The sequence below is a fragment of the Kitasatospora misakiensis genome (genome assembly GCF_042656005.1).
In the GTDB taxonomy this organism is placed as follows: Bacteria; Actinomycetota; Actinomycetes; order Streptomycetales; family Streptomycetaceae; genus Kitasatospora; species Kitasatospora misakiensis.
Genome location: NZ_JBHSOF010000027.1, coordinates 44,388 through 66,835 on the forward strand (window position 1 = coordinate 44,388; position 22,448 = coordinate 66,835).

Consider the following 22,448-nt stretch of genomic DNA (forward strand, 5'->3'; position numbering starts at 1 on the left):
GGAGGGGAGTGCCGACGGCCCGACGCGGGAAGCGGTGGGCCGTCGGGAGGGTGGCGTTTCAGGCGTCGGTGGTGGTGGCGAAGGTGATGAACGCCTTCCGTGTGGCCGGTTCGAAGGCGAGCTGCGGGCCGGTCTTGCGGTGATGGGAGAGCGTGGTGTGACGGGTGGGGGGTGGGGTCGTTGATCTTGGTGTGAACAGGAATCGGATCAGGCGGGTCGCGCTCGCGGCCTGCGCAGCAGCGTTGCTCGTGTCTGCCGTCGGGGCCTCGCCCGCTGGGGCCTCGCCCGGGGTGCGGGTGGCGGTGGGTTCTGGGGCGGAGGGGCTGGATGTCGACGCCCGGGGCAGGCTTCATGAGGCGATCGTCAGGACGGACGCGGGGCAGGAGGTCTGGGCAGTCCTCATGGGCTCCGGCATCGATGTGGAGGGGCTGGTCGACATCCCGCGTGAGGAGTTGCTCGACGAGGAGGGGCGGGCGGATGTGAAGCGGCGGCTGGCCGAGGTGGAGGAGCTCTTCGCCTCCGGGGACGGCCCCGTGTTGATCCGGGATCTGACGGCGACGCCCGCGTGGCAGGACGCGGTCGCGCACGGGATGATCGCCGCCGACGCGCCGGTGGGGGAGGACGTGCTGCTCCTGGTCGGCGCGAACAGGTACCTGGACGGGCCCGACGCGCCCGGGGAGCGGGTCTTCTTCCAGGTCGACCATGACAAGTCCGGGGGTGCCACGGCGGCGGTGCTGGCGTTCTCCGGGCTGCTGACCTGGAGCGGAGAGGGGAACCGCAGCTACCGGGTGGCGGGATCCCTGCAGGCGAACTGCGGTGCGACGGGCAGGAGCACGGTGTGGCTCCAGTACGGCGGCACCGGCGAGAAGTGGAAGGACTCCGAGGAGGACGGCTGCTCGGACAGCGGGAGGTCCTGGCGGGACATCACGGTCACGGGGACGCTCGCGCCGAACCAGCAACTGGAACTCCGGCTCGGCACCTGGCGGTTCGGCTCGTGGAAGTACTCCGAGGTCAAGACCTACGATCCTGCCGCACCCTCCACTGGCCGGTAGTGGAGGGGTTACTCCACGTCTCCGCCGGGGAAGATCGACTACGCCCGATCCGGGTACGACAGAAGGAGACCTCCATGTCCGACGACCAGACCACCGAGCCCGCCGCCGACGAGCCCGCCGCCGAGAAGGCCACCGCCCGGCCGACAACCATCAAGGCCGTCCAGCCGGTCGGCAACCAGAGGCTCGAAACCAAGCAGATCCAGGGGCAGATCATCACCCACACGATCGTCAAGCCCCTCTGACAGGACGAGGGGTGGCCACCGCGCCCTGACGGGCCGTGAGCGAATGCGGCGCGGAGTGGGAAGTCGACGGAGCCGACTTCCCACTCCGCGCCGTCGGTCGTGTACGCCCGTAGGACGATCGCACACGGGTCTACGGGACCACGGGGCGGACGAAACGCTCCTCCGGCGTGCGGACGACGGTTCGTCAGGGTGAGTGATCTTGTGGGATCACCAGCACACCGCACTCGCGCCACCACAGGAGAAGCTCCGTGAACTCACCCACCCCGCAGCCGTTCCGCACCCTCCGGCGGAAGGCCGTCGCGGCCGCCGTCGCCGTCACGGTCGGCGCCCTGGCGGCCGGGGTGCTGGCCGTGCCCTCCGCCGTCGCCGCCTCCGGGCGGGACGTCGTCCAGCAGCGGATGAACGCGCTGGTGGCCGACGGCGTCGCGCCCGGGGTGCTGGGCAGCGTCCGGTCGCTGGACGGCCGGACCCGTGGGTACACCGCCGGCGTGGGGGACGTCGCGACGGGTGCGGCGGTGCCGAGGGACGGTCAGGTGCGGGTCGGCAGCAACACCAAGACGTTCACCGCCGTACTCGTGCTGCAACTCGTCGCCCGGGGCAAGGTCGACCTGGACGCGTCGGTGGAGACGTACCTGCCGGGCGTGGTCCACGGGGACAGGATCGACGGCAACCGGATCACCGTCCGCCACCTGCTCCAGCAGACCAGCGGACTGCCCAACTACACCCTCCACCTCGGCGACGACGTCCGGCTCTACCAGCCGCGCGAACTGGTGGACATCGCGCTCCGCTACCCGGGGGAGTCGGAGCCCGGCAAGGTGTGGGCGTACAGCAACACGAACTACGTGCTCGCCGGGCTGATCGTCGAGGCGGTGACCCACCGGACCCTCGCCGAGGAGATCGACCGGCGGATCGTCCGGCCGCTGGGCCTGCGACACACCTACTTCCCCGCGCCGGGCGACGCGACGATCCGCGAGGCCCACCCCCGGGGCTACTACCGGGAGTCGGCGGGCACGCCGCTCGTCGACGTCACGGAGACGGACCCGTCCTGGGCCTGGGCGGCCGGCCAACTGGTCTCCACCCCCGCCGATCTGAACCGGTTCTTCACCGGGCTGTTGAACGGCGCGCTCCTGCCGCCGGAGCAGCTCGCCGAGATGCGCGCCACGATCCCCGCCGGGGAGCCCTTCGTGGCGGGGACGCGGTACGGGCTGGGGCTGGTGAGCACGCCGCTGTCCTGCGGCGGCGTGTACTGGGGTCACGGCGGCAGCATCCCGGGCTACGAGACCCGGGTCGGCGTCACCGAGGACGGCCGGGCCGCCACCGTCACGATGAACGTCCAGGCGCCCGACAAGGCGGTCGCGCGGCAGTTGGAGGGCGTGGTGGACGCGGCGCTGTGCCGCTGAACAGAGCTGAACAGAGCTGAACAGAGGGGAACGGCCGGTCGGCGCGAGGCTTTACCAAACGGTCGACCAACGGGCCCGCCGGCTCGGGTAGCGTCCAGCTCCGTCCCCCTTCGAACGCGTCGCGGACCCGACCTGCCTCCCGGCGGGCCGGGTCCGCCGGGAGGTATGCCATGAACCCGATCGCCCTGCCCGAGGCCGCGTCCGCGCTGCAAACCCCTTGGGAGTCCGAGGTGTTGGAGCAGGTCGGCACGGCCGCCGTGAAGATCCTGCGGATGGACGGACGGCCGCTGCCCGTGGAGTCCCACGACACCCCGGAGGTGCTGCTCGTGCTCCACGGCCGCCTCGAACTGCTCGTGGACGGGGTGGAGGTGACGGTCGGGCCCGGTGAGCTGTACCGGGTCGCGGCGGGCGTCCGGCACGCCGTCCTCCCGGGCAGCCGGGGCGCGCTGCTGATCGTGGAGGTGCCCGAGGAATAGAGGGGCAGAGGGGGGGAGAGGGGTAGCGGCGTAGAGGAGTAGCGGAACCTAGGCTCCCTCCAGCGCCTCGGCCGCCGAACGGGCCACCGACTCCACCAGGGCCGTCCCCTCCGCCTCGCTCGGATTGCCGTCCGAGACCACGGCGATCAGCAGCTCGTGCCCGTCCCGCTCGACCCGGCCGATGCTGTTCATCACCCACAGGTCGTCCGTGTCCCTGGGCAGCCAGCCGTTCTTCACCGTGAACCCGCCGTTGCTCGCCGCCGCGCCCACGCCCCAGCGCTGGTCGTCCTCCACCTGGTCGAGCAACTCCTGGACGTAGGCGCGCGAGACGGGTGTGAGCAGCGACTCGCCGGTGAACACCTGGCGCAGCAGCCGGAGTTGGTCGTCGGCGGTGGACGAGGTGAGGCCCCAGTAGCCGCCCTCGCCGGCCTCGGTGGAGGTCAGTCCGAACCGCGCGTTGGCGGAGTTCAGGCCCGTCTCCCCGCCGATCGCGTCCCAGAGGGCGGTCGCGGCGTCGTTGTCGCTGTTCTCGATCATCGTGGCGGCGAGGTCGCGCTGGGAATCCGTCAGCCTGGTGCCGTCGTCCTGGGCCTGGAGCAGCAGGGCGGAGAGTATGTCGACCTTGACGATGCTGGCGGTGGCGAAGCCGTGGCCGGACCCGCCGTAGGTGAGCGACCGCCCGGTGCCCAGGTCGGCGATCGCCACCGAGACTGTGCCGCCCGCCCCGTCGACGGCACTGCGCAACGCGGCGTCGGCGCCCAGGGCCGACGCAGTGGGGACGGCGACGGGGGTGACGGCGGGGGTGGCGGTGGCGACGGCCGGGACGGAGGAGGTCGTGTCGGACACCACGACGGACATCCGCGGGCTGCTCCCGACACCGCCGGACCGCTCCTGCAGCACGGCCACCACGGCCCCCGCGGCGACGAGGAGGCAGACGGGTACCAGCACTCTTGCCCGGGAGACGCTTCGTATCGTCATGGCCCACGACCCTAGGGCCCACGGCGCCCGAACCCAACGGCCGAACCCGGGAACGCCGAAGGCCCGGAGGACGGATCCTCCGGGCCTTCGGTGCTACTGAGTAGCGGGGACAGGATTTGAACCTGCGACCTCTGGGTTATGAGCCCAGCGAGCTACCGAGCTGCTCCACCCCGCGTCGGTAAACTGAACTGTACAGGATCCAACCGGTCGAAGGCGAATCAATGGATTCCGCCCGAGCCGGTGAGGGAGGTCGACGGCGGCCGGAGCGTCCCCCTCGGCAGGGGATAACCTTGGGTGCCCCGGGAGCGGGCCGGCCGGCCCAAGACGAATCGGAAGAGCGTGGCGCACGACAGGCAGGACCCGGCCCTGGTGGGGCGGCGGCGCGAGACGGACCTGCTGACCGCCGCCCTGGACCGGGCTGTGGGCAGGGCGGGCGGCGCGGGCGCCACGGGCGGTGCCACGGTGCTGCTGCGCGGCGAGGCCGGCGTCGGCAAGAGCACCCTGCTCGCCCGGGTGGAGCGCGCGGCCCGCGAGCGCGGGTTCACCGTGCTGCGGGCGGTCGGCGCGGAGGCCGAGACCGACCTCGCGTTCGGCGCCCTCCACCAGGCGCTCTGGTCGCTGCTCCAGCGTTCCGACGCCCTCTCGCCGCACCAGCGCGACGCCCTGGAGAGCGCCTTCGGCGGCCGTTCCGGCACCCCCAGCGGCTTCGCCGTCGGCGCCGCCGCGCTCGCCCTGCTCGACGAGGCGGTGCGCACCGCCCCCGTGCTGCTGCTCCTGGACGACCTGCACTGGATCGACTCCTCCAGCGCGACCGTCCTCGGCTTCCTGCACCGGCGCTGCGCCGACCTGCCGCTGGTGATCGTCGGCGCCACCCGGCCGGACGGCCCGGCGGACCGGACCTGGCAGGCCGAGACCGTCGACGTCCGGGCGCTGCCGCAGGCGGACGCGGCCACGCTGCTCGGCACCCGCTACCCCGAACTGGCCGCGACCACCCGGGACCGGGTGCTGGCCGAGGCGGACGGCAACCCGCTGGCGCTGGTGGAGCTGCCGCGCCAGCTGGCCGCCGCCCAGCAGCGCGGGGTCGCCCCGCTGCCCGACCGGCTGCCGCTGGGGAGCCGGCTGGAGCGGCTGTTCGCCGAACGGCTGGCCGCGCTGACCCCGGAGGCCGGCCGGCTGCTGCTGCTCGGCGCCCTCGCCACCGGCCCGGACCTGACCAGCGGGGTGTGGCTGCGCGCCGTCGCGGGCGGCGACGTCCGGGGGAGCCTGGAGCGGATCCCGGGCGACGACGTCCGGGCGAGCCTGGAGCGGATCGAGGACGCAGGCCTCGCCCGGCTCGACCCGGCCGGGCAGCTGGTGTTCCGGCACCCGCTGGCGCGCACGGCCGTGGTGTCCGCGGCCTCCGACGCCGCCCGCCGGGAGGCCCACCGCGCCCTGGCCGGGGCGCTCGCCCCGGGCGAACCCGGGCGGCTGGTCCACGAGGCGGCGGCCGCCCTGCTGCCGGACGAGGACCTCGCGCACCGGCTCCAGGAGGCCGGCCGCGACCTCGCGCGGCGCGGCGGCGACGCGGAGGGCGCGCTGCTGCTGGAACGCGCCGCCGCGCTCAGCCCCGACTCCGCCGACCGCGTCCGCCGGCTCACCTGGGCGGCCGTGATGGCCGCCCGCGGCGGGCAGCTGCGCCACACCGCGGCCCTGGTGGAGGAGCTGAAGGCGGGCACGGTGCCGTCGGACGTCGCGCCGCTGTTCGCCTACGCGGTGGTGTACGCGGACCAGAGCCACCACATCGACTTCGCCTCCTCGGCGGCGCTGCTGCCCACCGCCCTCGACACCCTCGCCGCGCCGGGCGCCGACACCTTCGGCGGGCTGGTCGAACAGGTCTTCTTCAAGCTGCTGCTGGCCGCCAGCTACACCGACGACCCGTGGGCCTGGCGGGCCCTGCACCGGCACCGGGACGCCGTCTCCGAGGCCGGCCGGCTCTGCCTGCGGGCCTGGACGGACCCGGGCCCGGGCGTGGGCGAGGCGCTGCTGGCCGTCGCCGAGGGCATGACGGAGGAGCAGGAGGCCGGCGCGGCCTGGCTGCTGCTGTGGCCGGCCGCCGCACTCGACTGCCCCGAGGACGACCTCTGGCAGCGCTTCACCGGTCTGCACGGCTACGCCACCCAGGGCTCGGTGGCGAAGGCCAAGAGCCACCAGGACTTCCTGCTCGGCCACTGGGAGCGGGCCGAGATATGCCTGCGCGAGGCCGAGATCGCGGACGAACTCGGCTACCACACCAACGGCCTGATGTTCCGCCAGTACTACGCGCACTTCCTGGCGGGCCGGGGCGACGAGGCCGGGCTGGAGGAGATCGCCCGGACGATCGGGCCGGTCGCCGCCCGGGCCCGGATGCGGTTCGTCCTCGACCGCCTGACTCATCTGCGCGGGCTGGCCGCGCTCGCCCACGGGCGCCACGAGGAGGCGTACGGGCACTTCTGCGAGCTCACCCCGCCGGGGCGGCTGCCCGGCGGCCAGCCCTGGCGGCACGCGCTGGTCCTCGACCTGGTGACCGCCGCCGTGCACACCGGCCGGCGCGAGGAGGCGCTGGCCCACCTGGCGGCGGCCCGGGCGGGCGGCTCGGCGGGGATCTCCGGCCGGCACGCCTTCCTGGTGGCGGCGGCGACCGCGGTGGCCGCCGAGGACGACGGGGCCGAGGCCGCCTACCGCGCGGCGTACGCGGTGCCGGGCGCCGAACGGTGGGCGTTCGACCTCGCCCGGCTCCGGCTCGCCCACGGCTCCTGGCTGCGCCGGCGGCACCGCGCGGGCGCCCGGGAGGTGCTGCGCGCGGCCCACCACGTGTTCCGCCGGCTGGCGGCGGAGCCATGGGCGCTGCGCTGCGAGGAGGAGCTGCGGGCCGCGGGCGACGCGGTGGTCCAGCAGCAGCGCGGACCGGCCGCGGAGCCGTCCGGCCTGACCGCCCAGGAGCTGCGGATCGCCCGGCTGGCCGCGACCGGGCTGACCAACAAGGAGATCGGCCGGCAGCTCCAGCTGTCGCCCCGGACGGTCGCCGCCCACCTGTACAAGATCTTCCCGAAGCTGGGGATCACCTCCCGGGCCGCCCTCGCGCACGCCCTCGGCCAGGAGCCCGGCACCGACGCCGGCTGACGCGGTCCCGCCTGCCCCACCGACCGGCCCGCCGACCGGGACGGTGACCTATCGGGCAGCCGGAGACGGCCCGAGAGGGCAGTCAGATGACCTAACGACCCCCTCCGCCCGTCGGTCAGGCTGGCTGCGCAGGCTTCGAGCGAAGGGTGGCGGTCAGATGGGTGTGCGAGTGACGACCGCGTCGGTCCCGGACGGCGAGAAGGCGGCGTTCCTGAGCGGCGCGGTCTCCCGGACGCTGGTGCCGGTGGAGGTGCGCCCGCTCACCCCGCGGCCCTTCGAGGGGCTCCTGGTCTCCCACCGGCTCGGCTACGTACGGGTCTCGACCCTGGAGGCGGACGCCGCCCGGGTCTCCCGCACGGCCGCGCTGATCGCGCGCGCCCCGCGCAGCGAGCCGCAGGTCGGCGTCGGGGTGCAGGTCGCGGGCCGGGCCGTGCTGGAGCAGGACGGGCGGCGGGCGGAGGTGGCGGCCGGCGGGCTCGTCCTGTACGACACGGCGCGCCCGTACGCCGTCCACTACCCGGAACGCTTCCGCACCCACCTGTTCCACCTGCCGCGCCGGCTGCTCGGGGTGCCGGAGCGCGAGCTGCGGCACGCGTCGGCGACGGCGGTCGACCCCGCGGAGGGGTGCGGGCCGGTGCTCCTGCCGTTCCTGGATGTGCTCGCGGCCTCCGCCGCCACCTACCCCGCACCGGTCGGCGACCGGCTGGCCGGCAGCGTCGCCGACCTGCTGAGCACGCTGGTCGCCCAGCTCGTGGCCGGACGGGCGGCGGACGACGGCCCGGACACCCCGAACGCCCACCTGGTCCGCCGGGTGCGGGCTTACATCGAGCGCCACCTGGGCGATCCGGAGCTGGGGCCGGACCGGATCGCGCAGGCCCACCACATCTCCGTCCGGTACCTGCACCGGCTCTTCGAGGGCGAGGGGGTGACGGTGGGCCGGCTGGTCCAGCAGCGCCGGCTGGAGGCGTGCGCCCGCGAACTGGCCCGGCGCGGCCGGACGGCGCCCACGGTGTCGGCGGTCGCCCAGCGCTGGGGGTTCGTCAACCCGGCGCACTTCAGCCGGACCTTCCGCGCCGCGTACGGCGTCCCGCCGAGCGAATGGCGCGGGCCGGGGCGCGGGACGGGGACGGGGCCGGGGACGCGCGAGGCCGGCTGACGCGACCGCCGCACCGCGGGCTCGGACGCCCGCCCGGCCGGACGCCGGAAACGTGCGCGCTCGGACCAGTGCGGCCGCCGTCCGGGCCGTACCGTCGCGAGCGGAGCACCCACCCACCCGTGGCCGGCGCCCACCGATCGAAGCCAGGAGTACCGAGTTGTCCGACCCCACGCCCGCCCACGACCGCCGGCCCGTCCTCGACCGGGCGCTCCAGGAGTTCCTGGACGCCTGGAGCGCCCGGGCCGAGCGGGCCGGCCGGACCGCGCCGGACCCGCCGGACCTCTCCCTCCTCGGCCCCGGACCCGCCCCGGACGGCGGACCGGACACTGACCACCAGGAGCACCAGGACCCGGACGACCCGTACGACACCACGACCGAGTGGTTCGCGCTGCCCTGCGGACCGACCGGGCGCGTCCGCGTCCGGGTGACCAGACCGGTCGGCGCCGCCGAACCGTGCCCCGTGGTGCTGTTCCTGCCGGGCCTCGGCTGGTCGCCCGGCGAGGCCGGCCACTACGACCGGCTGGTCCGCGAGCTCGCCCTCGGCGCCGACGCCGCCGTGGTCTACGTGGACTACGCGCGGTCGCCCGCCGCCCGCTACCCGGTGGCCGTCGAGCAGTGCCACGCGGTGGCCCGGTGGATCCACGCGCACGGCCGTGAACTGGGCCTGGCGGGGCGGCGGATGGCCGCCGTCGGCGACTCGGCGGGGGCCAACCTGGTGGCCGCGCTGACCCTGCGCGCCCGCGAGCACGGCGACGTCCGGCTGCTCCACCAGGTGCTGCTCTGCCCGGTCACCGACGCGGACTTCGACACCCCGTCCTACCGCCGGTTCGCCACCGGGTACTTCCTGCACCGCGACCACATGCGCCGGTTCTGGGACGAGTACCTGCCCGAGCCCGACCGGCGGCGCGAGGCGACCGCCGCGCCGCTGCGCGCCTCGCTGGAGCAGCTCGCCGGACTGCCCCCGGCGCTGGTGGTCACCGCCGAGGCGGACGTGCTGCGGGACGAGGGCGAGGCCTACGCGGCCAGGCTCCGCGCGGCCGGGGTGCCGGTGGTGGCGACGCGCTACCAGGGCGCGGTGCACGGCTTCCTGCTGCTCGACGCGTACTGCCCCACCGGGACGTCCCGCGCCGCGCTGATCCAGGTCGTCGACACCGTGCACGTCGCGCTGCACCGCCGGGCCTGGTGACGGCCCCCGTTCTCCCACCCACCTCTACTACGCCCGAGGAGTCGTGATGTCCGTCGTTCTCGACACCGCCGAGGTGCCGCCGGCCGAGCGCGCCGAGTTCTGGCACGAGGCCGTCAGCCGGACCTTCATCCCGCTGGACGTGGCCCTGCTGGAGTCCGTCCCGTCCCGGGCCGTCATCGTCAGCCACGCGCTGGGCGCCGTCCAGGTCTCCCGGGTGCAGGCCGGCCCGCAGCGGGTCGAGCGCACCGCGGGCCTGATCGCCCGGGGCGGGGAGGACCGCCTCACCCTGGCGCTCCAGCACCGCGGCACCTCACGGCAGGAGCATCACGGGCTGCGGCTCGAACTGCGGCCGGGCACCTTCGCGATCTCGGACGCCGCGCGGCCGTTCGCCAAGGAGCTGCCCGAGCCGTTCGACTTCACCGCCCTGCACTGGCCCCGGTCGGCCGTGGGCGTGTCCGAGGAGGACCTGCGGGTGCTCACCGCGACGGCCTTCGACGCCGGTGACGGCACCGCCCGGCTGGTGGCCGCGTACGTGGACCGCCTCGCCCGGTCGGCCGGCTCGATGGAGCCGCGGCAGGCGGCCTGGCTCGCCACCACGGCGCTCTCCCTGCTCGCGGCGCTCGCCCACGAACGGCGCGGCCGGTCGGTACCGGAGGCGCCCGAGACGGCGCTGGCCACGCTCGCCCGGGTCAAGGACCACATCCTGCGCCACCTCGGCGACCAGGACCTCTCGCCGGAGCGGATCGCGGCCGCCCACCACGTGTCGGTGCGGCACCTGCACAAGCTGTTCCGCTTCGAGGGGGTGACGGTGGCCCGCTGGATCCAGCGGCAGCGGCTCGACATGTGCCGGCGCGACCTGGGCCGCCCGGCGGCGGGCCGGGCGACGGGCAGGGCGACGGTGGGTGCGGTCGCGGCCCGCTGGGGCTTCGTCAGCGCCAGCCACTTCAGCCGGTCCTTCCGGGCGGCCTACGGGGTCTCCCCGCGCGAGTGGCAGGCCGGCGCGGGACCGGTCGCGGTGCCGGGGCGGTAGCGCGCAGCCGGAACGGTGGGGGCGAGCGCCCCCGCGACCACCACCAGGACCAGCGGGTACTCGTAGCCGTCGTCCTGCACCCAGAGGCCGTGCGGGAGCTTGACGGTCATCGCGACCGTCATCACGCCCATGGCGACCATGGCCGCCAGGGGCGTGAGCGCGCCCAGGGCCAGGAACAGGCCGGAGCCGACCTGCCCGGCGCCTGCGGCGAGGGCGGTGAGGGTCCCGCCGCGGAAGCCGTCGTGCCGGAACTCCTCCGTCCCGCCCGCCAGGCCGTTGCCGCCCAGGCGGTGACTCACCTTCTGGACGCCGTGCCCGGCGACGAGCAGGCCCACCACCACCCGGAGGATCAGCAGTCCGGTGTCCAACGTGTCCTGATCCATCGTGTTCCGTTCCTGTCCTGCTCTTGGTTGCGGTGTGCGGCCGGTGCGGAGCCGGCTCAGCCGGCGGCGTGCTCGCCGATGACGGACTGCGCGTAGACGACCCCGAGGCCGTAGGCGCCGGCGTGCTCCTTGACGATCTCCATGACGGCGCCGTAGGTCTCGCCGCGGGCCCAGTCGCGCTGGAGCTCAAGCAGCACCTGGACCCAGGTGACGGGCACCGCGCCGGCCTGCGTCATCCGCTGGATCGCGTGCTCGTGGGCCTGCGGGGAGACACCGCTGGAGGCGTCGGTGACCACGTAGACCTCGTAGCCCTGGTCGAGCATCGACAGCACCGGCAGGACCAGGCAGACCTCGGTCCAGAGACCGGCGATGACGACCTTGCCGCGCCCGGTGGCCTTGACCGCCTCGACCAGCGCCGGGTCCTCCCAGGCGTTCATCGAGGTGCGGTCGATGATCTTCGCGTCCGGGAAGACCGCGCCCAGCTGCGGCAGGATCGGGCCGGAGAAGGACTCGGCGGCGACGGTGGTGAGCACGGCGGTCACGTCGAAGGCCTTGGCGGCCTTGGCGAGGCCGACGGTGGCGTTGATGATCGCGGCCCGGTTCTCCTTTCGGGCCGGGAGGGTTCGTGGACGATGGGGAGGTGTCGTGAACCTGCGGTGATCGGCCGTTGATCGCCCGTAGAGCCGAGCCGTGCACGATCAGCCTCAGGGGGGAACCCGGTCCGACGGTCACCACCGTTCGGCACCGCCCCCGGTTCCGCCGCACGGCGGGCCCCGGGCCCCTGGTCCCCGGCACATGGCCAACCCACGGAAGGCGGACGGAGCATGGACGGCGTTCACACCCTGCAGTCGACGGCGGGCTTCGGCGAGCTGCTCAGGATCCGGCGCGAGCGCATCGGCCTGACCCAGCAGGTGCTCGCCGACCACGCGACACTGAGCGTCCGGGCGATCCGCGACATGGAGAGCGGACGGGTGCAGCGCCCCCGGCAGGAGACGGTCCGGCTGCTGGCCGACGCGCTGCGGCTGGAGGGCAGCAACCGCTCGGTGTTCGAGGCGGCCGCGCGCCGCCAGGCGCTCGCCGAGGAGCTGCGCGAGGAGCCGACCGCACCCCCGGTCGCCCGCGCCGCGATCGTCGGCCGGGAGGCGGAGGTCGACGTGCTGACCGAGGCCCTCGCCGTGCACGGCGACCGGCTGGTCACCGTGGCCGGCCTCGGCGGGGTCGGCAAGACCCGGCTGGTGCTGGAGGTGGCCCGCCGGCTGCACCTGACGGCCCGCTGGTCGGTCCGCTGGACCGACTGGGCGCGCCAGCCCGGCATGGGCCCCGAGCGCCGCGCCGAGCTGGTCAGGGCGATCGGCAGCCGCCCCACCCTGCTGGTCCTGGACGGCGCCGACGCGGGCGTGGAGACCGCCCTGCTGGACGAGCTGTTCCAGCGCTGCCCCGGCCTGCGCGTGCTGATCACCGCCCGGGTGCCCCAGCCGCTGCCCGGCGGCCAGGTCGTCCCGCTCGCCCCGCTGCCCACCCCCGGGCCCGAACTCGACCACGACCCGGCCGCGCTCGCCGAGGTGGGCGCCGTCCGGCTGCTGCTCTCGCACCTGCGCCGGCTGCGCCCCGGGTACCGGCTGGAGCCCGAGGAGGCGCCCGCGGTGGCCGCGCTCTGCCGGCAGCTGGACGGGCTGCCGGGCGCCCTGGAGCTGGCCGCCGGCTGGTCGACGGTGCTCTCGCCGCGCCAGCTGGTGGCGCGGATGGCCGACGGGCCGTTCCACCTGGGGCCGCCGCCGGCCGGCTTCGGCGGGCGGGGGGACGTCGGCGAGGCGCTGGACGCGGCGCTGGACCGGCTGACGCTGCGCCAGCGCGACCTGCTGGAGCGGCTGGCGGCCGAGCCGGGGGACTGGTCGGGCGAGGACGCCGTCGAGCTGAGCGGACGGCCGCCGCAGGAGTCGCTGGCCGCCGTGCACGAGCTGCTGGCCAGCGGGCTGATCCGCAGCGTGCCGGCCCGCGACGGGGTCCGGTTCACCGTGCTGAACCTCTGCCGGCGGCTGTGCGGGGCGGCCGGGGTGTACCCGGTGCTGGCGGCGGCGGGCTGAGACCGCCTGCCCTGATCCACCTGCCCCGGACCGATACTGCCCGTCACTTGCCGGGTGAGCTGCCGGTCCGGCCGCCGGATCCTCCCTAGCGTTCTGTTCCAGGCCGGGCGAGCCGGTTGCCGGCACCGCCGGCCGGACTCCCCACCACCCACCGACTACAGAGGGTTTGCGCCGTGAACCAGTTGGAGCCGCAGCGCGGAAAGGCCGAACCGGCCGGTCTGGACGTCGTCGTGACGACCATGGCCTCGGACTCGCACACCTGGAACCTGGTCTTCCTGCAACTGCTGCTGGAGGAGCTCGGCCACCGGGTCACCAACCTGGGTGCCTGCGTGCCGGACGAGCTGCTGGTCTCCGAATGCCGCCGGATCGAGCCGGACCTCATCGTGCTGAGCAGCGTCAACGGGCACGGCTACCACGACGGCCTGCGGGTGATCGGCGCGCTGCGCGCCTGCCCCGAGCTGGCCCGCACCCCGACGGTGATCGGCGGCAAGCTCGGCATCGCCGGCTCCGGCGACCCGGACCGGCAGCGGTCGCTGCTCGCGGCCGGCTACGACGGGGTCTTCGAGGAGGGCCGCTCGGTCGCCGACTTCCGCTCCTTCGTCGGCGCCCTGCCCGCGACCGGCGGCCGGGTGCTGCCCGCCACCGCCGGCCGGGCACTCCCCGCGTCCGCCGCCTCCGGCGTGCTGCTGTGAACGGCCTCACCGCCGCCGCGCGCGGCGCCGCCCCGGCCGCGACCGGCTTCGGCGCCTTCGTCGCCCGCGCCCGGGCCGCCGGGACCCTGGTGGTCCAGCCCCGGATGGGCATGGCCGACCCGCTGCGGATGCGCGACGGCCTGCTCGCCACCCGGGACGCGGACGCCGTCACGGTCGGCACCATCACCCTGGACAGCTATACCCGCACCGGCGACCTCGCCGCCGCCCGCAGCGCCCTCACCGAGGGCGTCGGCCTCAACGGCTACCCGATCGCCAGCCACCCGGCGGACGTCACCCGGGCGGTGCTGCGCGGGGTCGCGGACGCGCGCTTCCCGGTGCAGGTCCGGCACGGTTCGCCGATGCCCGAGCACATCGTCCGGGCGCTGCTCGCGGTCGGCCTGGACGCCACCGAGGGCGGCCCGGTCTCCTACTGCCTGCCGTACAGCCGCACCCCGCTGCGCGAGGCGGTGGCCTGCTGGCGGCGCAGCTGCGAACTCCTCGCCTCGCTGCGCGAGTTCGGTGCCGAGCCGCATCTGGAGACCTTCGGCGGCTGTCTGATGGGGCAGCTCTGCCCGCCGAGCCTGCTGATCGCGGTGAGCGTCCTGGAGGCGCTGTTCTTCCGGCAGCACGGGCTGCGCAGCATCTCGCTCAGCTACGCCCAGCAGCCCGACCCGGGGCAGGACGAGGAGGCGCTCACCGTCCTCGGCCGGCTCGCCGACGAGCTGCTGCCCGACGTCGACCGGCACCTCGTCCTCTACGCCTACATGGGCGTCTTCCCGCGCACCCCCGGCGGCGCCACCCTGCTGCTGGAGGACGCGGCCCGGCTGGCGGTGCGGACCGGCGCGGCCCGGCTGATCGTGAAGACGACGGCCGAGGCGCACCGGATCCCGACCGTCGGCGAGAACGTCCGCGCGCTGGAGACGGCCGCCGTGGCCGCCGCCGCGGAGCGCGTCCGCCCGCCGCTCGGCGCCGTCCCCGACACCGGGATCGAGGCGGAGGCCCGGGCGCTGATCGGCGCGGTGCTGGAGCTGGACACGGACATCGGCCGGGCGCTGGTCCGCGCCTTCGCGGCCGGCTACCTGGACGTGCCGTACTGCCTGCACCCCGACAACGCCGGCCGGGCCCGCAGCTCGCTCGGGCCGGACGGGCGGCTGCACTGGTCGAACGTCGGCTCGATGCCGATCGCCGGCCTGTCCGGCGGCCCGCGCCCGCCGATCCTCGGCTCCGCCGACCTCCTCGGCGCGCTCTCCCACGTCCAGTGGAGCTACGACAGCCGCGCCGCCGAAACCCCGGACCTCGACCGAACACCCGCCGCACCACGAGAGTTGGGACTCACCACGCCATGACCACCGACGGGCCCACCACCGCGACCGCCACTACGACCGCCGCCGCGACCCTCCCCGATCCCGGCCGCCACCTGACCTCCGCGACCACCCGCGCCGCGCTCCGGATCCAGCACCAACTGCTCTTCTCCGCCCGGGAGTTCCTGCGCGCCCGGGGCTTCACCGAGCTGCTGCCGCCGATCATCGGCCCGGTCACCGACCCGGGTTCGCGCGGCTCCAAGCAGGTCGACATCGACTTCTACGGCCACCGCTACAAGCTGATGACCAGCGCGATCCTCTACAAGCAGGCCTCGCTGCTGGCCTTCGACAAGATCTTCTGCATCGCGCCGAACGTCCGGCTGGAGCCGCTGGAGACCGCCGGCACCAACCGCCACCTGGCCGAGTTCCACCAGCTCGACGTGGAGGTGGCCGGCGCCACCCGGGACGACGCCGTGCGGCTGGTCGAGGAGCTGGTCGCGCACATGGTCGGCAGCACCGTCCGCGAGCTGCCCAAGGAGTTCGCCGAACTCGGCCGCGACACCGAGGCGTTCGCTGAACTGCTGAAGGGCTCCTTCGGTCGGATGCGGCACGCCGAGGCGGTCGCCGAGCTCCAGGGCCTCGGCCACCCGCAGAGCCCGGACGCCGAACTCGACTGGGCCGGCGAGGCCCTGCTCTCCGCGCGGCGCGACCGGCCGTTCTTCGTCACCGACTACCCCAAGGGCTCGCGCGGCTTCTACGACCGCGAGAACCCCGAGGACCCGGGCCTGCTGCGGAACTTCGACCTCATCGCGGCCGAGGGCTACGGCGAGCTGTGCAGCGGCAGCCAGCGCACCAACGACTACGCCGAGATCATCACCCGGATGCGCGAGACCGGCGAGAACCCGCAGAAGTACCGCTGGTACCTGGACCTGGTCCGCGAGGGCGTGCCCGGCAGCGCCGGCTTCGGCATCGGCGTCGAGCGGCTGACCCGCTACGTCGCCGGGCTGGACGCGGTCTGGCAGGCCAGCGCCTTCCCGAAGCTGGCGGGGGTGGTGTCGCCGTGAGCGATCTCTCCGCACCGGGCTTCCCCGAGGAGGAGGTCCGCCACCGGGCCCGGGCCGGGACGGCGGCGGCCTTCCCGCCGCCCGGCGCGTACGGGCAGGTGCTGTTCGGGGCCGAGCGGCCGTACCCCGACCACGGGGCGCCGGACGCCCGGGACGCGCTCGACGCCCTGCGGATCGTGCCGCCGGTGTTCGTGCCGCAGCGCCTCGCCCGGCTGATCGACCTGGGCCGCGAGCCGGACTACCGGGACGTCGAACTCGCCACGGAGATCGGCGGGTTCAGCTCCGCCCTGCCGGTGTACGTGTCCGCGACCGGCTCCACCCGGGCGGCCGGCGGCGACATCGGCCTGGCGCTGAGCCGACAGGCCGGCGCGCTCGGCCTGCCGATGGTGATCGGCGAGAACGTCGTCCCGGTGAACGGCTACGGCCGGCTCGGCGAGGCCGCCGACCGGGCCCTGCTCGGCCGGCTGCGCGCCTACGCCGAACAACTCCCGGACGGGCTGGGCGGGGTGGCCGTCCAGCAGTCCACCGAGGACGCCGACGCCGAGGTGTGGAACCTCGTCTACAGCGACCCGGCGGCCCTCCCGCTGCTCGAATCCGGGCGGCTGGCCTTCGAGTTGAAGGTCGGGCAGGGCGCCAAGCCGGGGCTCGGCGGGATGACCGTGCTGGACGCCGCGGACGCCGCGCGGCTCGGCGACCGCTACGGCATCGACCCGGTGTTCGGGACGGACGGCCGGGTGCTGCGCGCCAGTACCCCCGGCACCTTCACGGCCGAGATCCTGCGCCAGCAGGTCCGGCTGATGCGCAACAACTTCCCGCGGGCCCGGATCTGGGTGAAGCTGCACCCCGGCCGGGACGTCGCCGAGGCCGCCCGGGTGGCCGCCGAAGCGGGGGCGGACGCCGTCACCGTCGACGGCGCCGAGGGCGGCACCGGCTGGGCGCCGGGCGTCTTCCCGGCCCAGGTCGGCCTGCCGCTGGCCGAGTGCCTGCGCCGGCTGGCCGCCGCCGGGCCGCCGCCCTGCCTGCTGGTCTCGGGGCGGATGTGGGAGGGCGGCCGGGCGGTCAAGAACCTGGCGCTGGGCGCCCGCGCGGTCGGTCTGGGCCGGGCGGCGCTGCTGGCCGCCGCCGAGGACCCGGAGGCCGGGCTGGTCCGGTTCGCCGAGTGCCTCGCGCTGGAACTGCGGCTGCTGATCAGCGCGCTCGGGAAGTACACGCCGGCCGCGCTGGACGGCGCGGACGTGTGGTCCCCGGATTTCCCGTAGGCACGTATTCCCCCGCACTCGTTCCCCCACCTCGCCGATAATCGCAGAGCGAATTCATTCGAGCCCGCCGTGGCGCCCCCGTGCGCCCGGCGGGCCGCTCGTCTTCTCGTCAACTCACTGACCGTGAGCGGCAGTTGAAACTGCCGATGATCTTCCGGGAGTTCTGCCGATCGGCCCCGGAAGGCGCCCCTATCGTCGAGACCACTGCCCGCAGCGTCGTTAATTCATCGGGGTTGGATGATGGAATCTCGCGGTTTCCCCTTCATATCCGTCGCGCGCCGGTTCTCGGAGCGCCCGGCCGTCCGGCTCGGCGAGCGGACCGTCCGCTACCGGGAGCTGGACGAGCTGAGCGGCGCCCTCGCCGCCCGGATCGCCCCCGGCCGTACGGTGGCCGTCACCGGCCGCGACCGGCTCGACCACCTGGTCGGCCTGCTCGCCGCGCTCCGCGCCGGTGCCACCTACCTGCCGCTGGACCGGGAGGCCCCGGAGGAGCGCAACCGCTGGATCCGCGAGGACGCCGGCGCCACCCTCGACCTCACCGACGGCGAACTGACCGGTGACCTCGACCCGGCCGGGGCCGGCCAGGACGCCGAACCGCCCGCCACCGCCGGCTACCTCCTCTACACCTCCGGCACCACCGGCCGCCCCAAGGGCGTGCACGTGCCGCTCGCCGCGCTGACCGGCCACCTCGCCGCCGCCGTCGACCGCTTCGGCCTCACCGAAGACGACGTGGTGCTGCACCTCGCCCGCCCCACCGTCGACGTCGCCGTCGAGCAGGTGCTCACCGCGCTGTCCGTCGGCGCCTGCCTGGTCGTCCCCGAGCGGCAACTGCTCGCCCCGGACGCCCTGCTGGACCTGCTGGACACCGAGGGCGTCACGGTCGCCAACCTGCCCGCCGGCTACTTCCAGGAGGTCGTACCGGCCGTGCGAGACCGGGGCCGCGACCGTGCCCCCCGCACCCTGCGGCTGATGATCTCCGGCAGCGACCGCCTGCACCCGGACGCCGCCGCCTCCTGGTGGGCCGCCACCGGCGTCCCGCTGCTCAACGCCTACGGCCCGACCGAGACGGTCGTCACCGCCACCACCCACCGGCTGGCCGGCCCCCCGGAGGGCGGGTCGGGCGCCGTCCCGATCGGCGCCCCGCTCGGCGAACGCCACGCCTACGTCCTGGACGACCGGCTGCGGCCGGTCACCGTGTCCGGCGAGTCCGGCGAGCTCTACCTCGGCGGGCCGCTGCTCGCCTCCGGTTACCACGGCCGCCCCGGCCAGACCGCCGGCCGGTTCGTCGCCGACCCGTTCGCGCCCGAGCCGGGCGCCCGGATGTACCGCACCGGCGACGTCGTCCGGCGCGCGGCCCCGGACGCCCCGCTGGAGTTCGTCGGCCGCGCCGACCACCAGGTGAAGATCCGGGGCTTCCGGGTCGAACCCGGCGAGATCGAGCAACTGCTGGCCGCCCACCCGGCCGTGGCCGGTGCCGTGGTCCTCGCCCACGAGGGCCGGCTCGCCGCCTACGTCACCGGACCGGCGCCCGACCGGGCCCCCGACGGGGCCGAGCTGCGCGCCCACCTGGCCGGGCGGCTGCCCGAGCACATGGTCCCGGCCACCGTCACCGCCCTGGCGGCCTTCCCGCTGACCGCCGGCGGCAAGGTCGACCGCGCCGCCCTGCCCGAGCCGCAGGCCGAGCCCGCCGCCGCCCCCGCCGGCCGCCCGCTGCGCACCCCCGCCGAACAGCTGATCGCCGCCGTCTGGGCGGACGTACTGGGCGTGCCCGAGGTCGGCGCCGAGGACAACTTCTTCCACCTGGGCGGCGATTCGCTGACCGCCGTGCGCGTCGTCGGCCGGGTCTTCGACACCTTCGGCATGATCTCGCCGTACGCCATCTTCGACGCGCCGACCCTCGCCGGGTTCGCCGCCGCCGTGACCGCCTCCGCCGCCGTCACCGCCTCCGCGGCCGGTGAGCGCCCGCCGCTGACCCGCGCCGGCGCCACCTCGGCGCCGCTCTCCACGTACCAGCGCGGGCTCTGGGTCCTCGACCAGATGAACCCCGGCGCGCCGACCTACCTGGTGCCCTGGGTGTTCCGCTTCGCCGGCCGGCCCGACCCGGAGCTGCTGCACCGGGCGCTGGCGGGCGTGGTGGCCCGGCACGAGGCGCTGCGCACCACCTTCGAACTGGCCGAGGACGGCCCCCGGCAGCTGATCCACCCCGCCGTGGAGGTGCCGTTCACCGTCACCGACACCGCGGCCGAGCGGGTGGACGGGCTGATCGCCGAGGCCGCGCTGGTCCCCTTCGACCTGGAGACCGGACCGCTGCTGCGCGCCCACCTCTACCGCACCGGCGACACCGCCACCCTGCTGCTGCTCTGCCACCACATCGTCTGGGACGAGGGCTCGCTGCCCGTGCTGGAGGGCGAACTCGCCGCCCTGTACGGGGGGTTGGCCACCGGCCGCCCGGCCGGCCTGCCCGAGCTGGCCGTCCAGTACGCCGACCACAGCGCCTGGCAGTACCGGGACAGCGCCACCGCCGAACGCCAACTCGCCCACTGGCGGGAGCACCTGGCCGACGCGCCGACCGAGCCGGCGCTGCCCACCGACCACCCCCGGCCCGAAGTCCCGGAGTTCCGTGGCGACTTCCACCGCTTCGCCATGCCGCGCCCGGTCGCCGAGGCGGTCCGCGCGCTGGCCCGCAGCGAGGACGCCACCCCGTTCATGGTGCTGCTGGCCGGCCTGGCGCTCACCCTGCACCGCCGCACCGGACAGCGGGACCTGGTGCTCGGCTCCCCGGTGAGCGTCCGCGGCCGGGCCGAACTCGACGCCCTGGTCGGCTACTTCGTCAACCTGCTGCCGCTGCGCGTCCGGCTCGACGAGTCCATGGACTTCCGCGAGCTGGTCCGGCACGTCCGCGAGGTGGCGATCGCCGGCTACCGCCACCAGGAGGCGCCGTTCGACGACATCGCGGCGACCGTCCTGGAGGACCGCCCGGACGACCGCGCCGAGAACCGCAACCCGCTCTGCCAGGTGCTGCTGGAGCTGCACCCGCTGGACTCCCGCCCGCTGACCGTCGGCGGCATCGAGGTGACCCGTGAGCTGTACTCCAACCCGGTCTCCCGCTTCGACCTGTCGATCTCCGTCGACGACCGGGGCACCGACTTCACCGGCCGCTTCGAGTACGACTCCGACCTGTTCGACGCCGCCACCATGGCCGAGCTGTGCGAGGCCTGGCTGGGCACCCTCGCCACCGCCGTCGAGACGCCCGTGCACGCCCTGGTCGAGGCCCGGGCGGCCGGTGCGCCGCAGGCCCTCGCCCTGGTCTCCGGCGAGCGGCGGCTCTCCTACGGCGAGCTGAACACCCGGGCCAACCGGCTCGCCCACCACCTGGCCGACACCGGCATCGGCCGCGGCGACACCGTGGCCGTCCTGGTCGAACGCGGCCCGGACCTGGTGGTCGCGCTGCTCGCCGCGCTCAAGACCGGCGCCGCCTACACCCTGCTCGACCCGGACTTCCCGGCCGAGCGGTTGGCCGGCGCGGTCGCCGACAGCGCCGCCCTGCTGCTGGTCACCCACCGGCGCGCGAGCCCGCCGTTCCCGGTCGGCCGGCACCTCGACCTGGACGCGCAGGCCGCCGCGATCGCCGCCCGCCCCGGCCACGACCCGGGCGTGCCGGTCACCGGCGCCGACCTCGCCTGCGTGATGTTCACCTCCGGCTCCACCGGCCGCCCCAAGGGCGTCGCCGTGCCGCACCGCGCGCTCACCACCACCTACCTGGGCCAGGACTACGCCCGCTTCGGCCCCGACGAGGTCTGGTTGCAGTGCTCCCCGGTCTCCTGGGACGCCTTCGCCCTGGAGCTGTACGGCGCGCTGGCGTTCGGCGGCGTGTGCGTGCTCCAGCCCGGCCAGCGGCCCGACCCGCAGGCCGTCGCCGAGCTCACCCGGCGCCACGGCGTCACCCAACTCCAGCTCTCCGCGAGCCTGTTCAACTTCCTACTGGAGGAGTTCCCGGAGACCTACGACGACCTCAAGGTGGCCTTCACGGCCGGCGAGCGGGCCTCGGTCACCCACGTCGGCAAGGCGCTCGACCAGTACCCGGGCCTGGTCGTCGCCAACGGCTACGGCCCGGTCGAGAGCCTCGGCCTGACCACCTGCCACCGCGCCACCCCCGAGGACGCCGCCGGCGCCGCCATCCCGATCGGCCGCCCGCTGCACGGCAAGGCGATCCACGTCCTGGACGAGCGGCTCGAACCCGTCCCGGACGGCACCACCGGCGAGCTGTACGCGGCCGGCGGCGGCCTCGCCCTCGGCTACCTGGGCCGCCCCGGGCTGACCGCCGAACGCTTCGTCGCGGCCCCGTTCGGTGCCCCCGGCGAGCGGTTCTACCGCACCGGCGACCTCGGCCACCGGCGCCCGGACGGGCTGCTGGAGATCACCGGCCGGATCGACGACCAGATCAAGGTCCGCGGCTTCCGGGTCGAGCCCGGCGAGATCGAGGACGCGCTGACCCGCCACCCCGCCGTCCGGGAGGTCGCCGTCGCCGTCCACCAGCCCGCCCCGGGCGACCACCGGCTCGCCGCCTACGTCACCCTCGACGCCGGGGCGGCGGCCACCGCCCCGGAGGCGCTGCTGGACCACCTGGCCGGGCTGCTGCCCGAGCACATGGTGCCCGCGACCGTCGACGTGCTGGACGCGCTGCCGCTCAACCCCAACGGCAAGGTCGACCGCAAGGCCCTGCCCGCCCCCGCCGAGCGCCGCGCCGCCGCCCCGGCCGACCCGCTCACCCCGCACCAGCGGCTGGTCGCCGACGCCGTCCGGGCCGTGCTGGACCTGCCGGACGACCTCGGGCCGGACACCGACTTCTTCCGGATCGGCGGCAATTCGCTGGCCGCCGTGCGGGTCGCCATGCGGCTCTCGCAGGAGACCGGCACCCGCGTCCCGCCGCACGTGGTGTTCCGCGGCCGCACCGTGGGCGCCATCGCCGAACGGCTGGCCTCGTGATGACGGGCCGCCCCGACACCG

General features: G+C 75.2%; 16 protein-coding genes, 1 tRNA gene and 1 pseudogene. 14 read left to right on the forward strand and 4 right to left on the reverse strand.

The window, feature by feature from the left end; all coding sequences use genetic code 11:
• Nucleotides 1-302 precede the first annotated feature (302 nt).
• The 4 genes from ACFP3U_RS20775 (at nucleotide 303) to ACFP3U_RS20790 (ending at nucleotide 3,170) form a co-directional block, all read left to right on the forward strand.
• Nucleotides 303-1,052: a hypothetical protein gene (locus tag ACFP3U_RS20775; RefSeq protein WP_380227094.1), complete on the forward strand. Its 750-nt coding sequence runs from the start codon at nucleotides 303-305 to the stop codon at nucleotides 1,050-1,052.
• A gap of 74 nt (nucleotides 1,053-1,126) precedes the next feature.
• A complete protein-coding gene (locus tag ACFP3U_RS20780; RefSeq protein ID WP_380227096.1) occupies nucleotides 1,127-1,294 on the forward strand; it encodes a hypothetical protein in 168 nt (55 codons plus the stop codon).
• Between the two features lie 248 nt (nucleotides 1,295-1,542).
• Nucleotides 1,543-2,694 carry a serine hydrolase domain-containing protein gene (locus ACFP3U_RS20785; protein ID WP_380227097.1) on the forward strand — a complete coding sequence of 384 codons (1,152 nt, stop codon included), beginning with the start codon at nucleotides 1,543-1,545 and terminating at the stop codon, nucleotides 2,692-2,694.
• A 170-nt stretch (nucleotides 2,695-2,864) separates the two neighbouring features.
• Nucleotides 2,865-3,170, forward strand: coding sequence for a cupin domain-containing protein (locus tag ACFP3U_RS20790; RefSeq protein ID WP_380227098.1), 306 nt, complete (start codon nucleotides 2,865-2,867; stop codon nucleotides 3,168-3,170).
• 48 nt (nucleotides 3,171-3,218) lie between these two features.
• Here the strand turns inward: ACFP3U_RS20790 and ACFP3U_RS20795 are convergent, their stop codons facing one another.
• The gene (locus ACFP3U_RS20795) at nucleotides 3,219-4,148 is read right to left on the reverse strand and encodes a serine hydrolase (RefSeq protein ID WP_380227099.1); all 930 of its coding nucleotides are present in this window, start codon (nucleotides 4,146-4,148) and stop codon (nucleotides 3,219-3,221) included.
• A 101-nt stretch (nucleotides 4,149-4,249) separates the two neighbouring features.
• A tRNA-Met gene (locus tag ACFP3U_RS20800) sits at nucleotides 4,250-4,323 on the reverse strand.
• Between the two features lie 164 nt (nucleotides 4,324-4,487).
• Here ACFP3U_RS20800 and ACFP3U_RS20805 point away from each other — a divergent pair.
• The 4 genes from ACFP3U_RS20805 (at nucleotide 4,488) to ACFP3U_RS20820 (ending at nucleotide 10,658) form a co-directional block, all read left to right on the forward strand.
• Nucleotides 4,488-7,286: an AAA family ATPase gene (locus tag ACFP3U_RS20805; RefSeq protein WP_380227100.1), complete on the forward strand. Its 2,799-nt coding sequence runs from the start codon at nucleotides 4,488-4,490 to the stop codon at nucleotides 7,284-7,286.
• A gap of 157 nt (nucleotides 7,287-7,443) precedes the next feature.
• The gene (locus ACFP3U_RS20810; protein ID WP_417466417.1) at nucleotides 7,444-8,442 is read left to right on the forward strand and encodes an AraC-like ligand-binding domain-containing protein; all 999 of its coding nucleotides are present in this window, start codon (nucleotides 7,444-7,446) and stop codon (nucleotides 8,440-8,442) included.
• A gap of 157 nt (nucleotides 8,443-8,599) precedes the next feature.
• Nucleotides 8,600-9,628, forward strand: a complete 1,029-nt coding sequence (locus ACFP3U_RS20815; RefSeq protein ID WP_380227102.1) for an alpha/beta hydrolase — start codon at nucleotides 8,600-8,602, stop codon at nucleotides 9,626-9,628.
• Between the two features lie 46 nt (nucleotides 9,629-9,674).
• Nucleotides 9,675-10,658, forward strand: a complete 984-nt coding sequence (locus ACFP3U_RS20820) for an AraC-like ligand-binding domain-containing protein (RefSeq protein ID WP_380227103.1) — start codon at nucleotides 9,675-9,677, stop codon at nucleotides 10,656-10,658.
• On the opposite strand, the gene ACFP3U_RS20825 is transcribed toward ACFP3U_RS20820, so the two are convergent.
• Complete coding sequence (locus ACFP3U_RS20825; protein ID WP_380227132.1) at nucleotides 10,595-11,026, reverse strand: DoxX family protein; 432 nt, start codon at nucleotides 11,024-11,026, stop codon at nucleotides 10,595-10,597. The genes ACFP3U_RS20820 and ACFP3U_RS20825 overlap by 64 nt on opposite strands.
• 71 nt (nucleotides 11,027-11,097) lie before the next feature.
• Nucleotides 11,098-11,643: pseudogene (locus tag ACFP3U_RS20830) on the reverse strand (hydrolase); the annotation flags it as partial.
• Nucleotides 11,644-11,865: 222 nt separating this feature from the next.
• Between ACFP3U_RS20830 and ACFP3U_RS20835 the strand changes: the two are divergent.
• The 6 genes from ACFP3U_RS20835 to ACFP3U_RS20860 all read left to right on the forward strand — a co-directional run bounded on the left by ACFP3U_RS20835 (nucleotide 11,866) and on the right by ACFP3U_RS20860 (nucleotide 22,427).
• Complete coding sequence (locus tag ACFP3U_RS20835) at nucleotides 11,866-13,125, forward strand: helix-turn-helix domain-containing protein (RefSeq protein ID WP_380227104.1); 1,260 nt, start codon at nucleotides 11,866-11,868, stop codon at nucleotides 13,123-13,125.
• A gap of 239 nt (nucleotides 13,126-13,364) precedes the next feature.
• Nucleotides 13,365-13,817, forward strand: a complete 453-nt coding sequence (locus tag ACFP3U_RS20840) for a cobalamin B12-binding domain-containing protein (RefSeq protein WP_380227133.1) — start codon at nucleotides 13,365-13,367, stop codon at nucleotides 13,815-13,817.
• Nucleotides 13,814-15,163, forward strand: coding sequence for a methylaspartate mutase (locus tag ACFP3U_RS20845; protein ID WP_380227105.1), 1,350 nt, complete (start codon nucleotides 13,814-13,816; stop codon nucleotides 15,161-15,163). The genes ACFP3U_RS20840 and ACFP3U_RS20845 overlap by 4 nt, the downstream gene beginning before the upstream one ends.
• Nucleotides 15,160-16,182, forward strand: a complete 1,023-nt coding sequence (locus tag ACFP3U_RS20850) for an asparagine synthetase A (protein ID WP_380227106.1) — start codon at nucleotides 15,160-15,162, stop codon at nucleotides 16,180-16,182. Before ACFP3U_RS20845 ends, ACFP3U_RS20850 begins: the two co-directional genes overlap by 4 nt.
• Nucleotides 16,179-17,441, forward strand: coding sequence for a glutamate synthase-related protein (locus tag ACFP3U_RS20855; protein WP_380227107.1), 1,263 nt, complete (start codon nucleotides 16,179-16,181; stop codon nucleotides 17,439-17,441). The genes ACFP3U_RS20850 and ACFP3U_RS20855 overlap by 4 nt, the downstream gene beginning before the upstream one ends.
• A 237-nt stretch (nucleotides 17,442-17,678) precedes the next feature.
• Complete coding sequence (locus tag ACFP3U_RS20860; protein WP_380227108.1) at nucleotides 17,679-22,427, forward strand: amino acid adenylation domain-containing protein; 4,749 nt, start codon at nucleotides 17,679-17,681, stop codon at nucleotides 22,425-22,427.
• Nucleotides 22,428-22,448: the final 21 nt, after the last annotated feature.